Genomic DNA, 1,283 nt, shown 5'->3' with positions numbered 1-1,283 from the left:
CGCGGGGCGCCCTCGGTCGCCGCCTCGCTCGGGCTGCTCGCCGCCCGGCACACCCCGGCCGACGGCGGCCCCGGTCCCGACGAGCGGCGGCTCCAGGCCGCCGAGGACGCGATCACCGCCGGCGAGGTCGATCTGGCCCGGGACATAGCGCGCGAGGTGCTGACCCGGGCGACGGTGCCGGCCGAGCGGGTGCGGGCGTGGATGGTGGTCATCGAGGCGGCCGGGCAGGCGCTCGGCGAGGTCGACGCGGTGTTCCCGCAGGTGCTGGCCGACGCCGGCGACGACCCCCGGCTGCTGGCCCTGGTCCACTACCAGCTCGCCTGGCGGGAGGTGGTGGTGGACGGCGACTTCGCCAAGTCCCGCCAGGAGGCCGCGCACGCCGCGGAGCTGGCCGCGCGGGGCGGCGACCGGCGCACCGAGCTGATGGCGCTCGCCTTCCAGTCGTCCACCGAGACCCTGATGGGCCACCCCGACGCCCCCGCGACCATCCAGCGGGCGCTCCAGGAACCCCAGGACCCCGACGTGGCCTGCCACCACAACGGCGCAGCGATGGCGAGGTTCCGCTGGCTGCTGATGAGCGACCAGCTCCCCGAGGCCCGTACGGCCATCACGGCGCTGCTGCGGGAGGCGCGGCGGCGCGGCATGGTGGAGAGCGAGGTGCACTTCTCACGGCTGCTCGCCGACACCGAACTGCGTTTCGGGCACTGCGGCCGGGCCCTGGACCTGGCCCGCGAGAGCCTGCGGCTGGCCCGGGACTCCGGGATCGGCGAGAGCGCCTCGGCCATGCTCGCCTCGCTCGCGGAGGCGTCGGGCGGGGACGTGGAGCGGGCGCTGACGCTGGCCCGCGAGGCGGCGGACCACGCCGAGGTGGACGGCGACCAGTTGTACCTCTCCCTCGCCCTGGCCGCCCTCGGTTACGCCCAGTTGGTGGCGGGGGACGCGCAGGCCGCGGTCCGTTCGCTGCGCCGGGTGCGGGAGCTGGAGCACGGCATGGGCGTCAGCGACCCGGCGCGGGGCCGCTGGCAGGGCGACCTCGCCGAGGCGCTGGTGCGGATCGGCGAGCCCGGCGAGGCACAGGAACTCATCGACGTCACCCGGGTGCACGCGCTGCGCCTGAACCGCGCGAGCGTCCTCGCGGTGCTCGACCGCGCCGAGGCGCTGGTGCGCGCGGCGCGCGGTGAACACCAGGCGGCGCACGCGCAGTTGGCTTCGGCGCAGGAGCGGCTCGCCGGGCTGGGGTACGGCCTGGAGGAGGCGCGGGCCGCCTTCGCGCTGGCCCGGCT

1 pseudogene is annotated in these 1,283 nt (G+C 76.9%); it reads left to right on the top strand.

Features of this window, described 5'->3' with window-relative positions:
* Positions 1-1,283 (top strand): annotated as a pseudogene (locus B7767_RS39575) (helix-turn-helix transcriptional regulator); the annotation flags it as partial.

Origin of the sequence: Streptomyces sp. 13-12-16, assembly GCF_002114215.1 — a bacterium.
Classification (GTDB): Bacteria; Actinomycetota; Actinomycetes; order Streptomycetales; family Streptomycetaceae; genus Streptomyces.
This window is presented reverse-complemented; position numbering and strand designations above follow the sequence as displayed.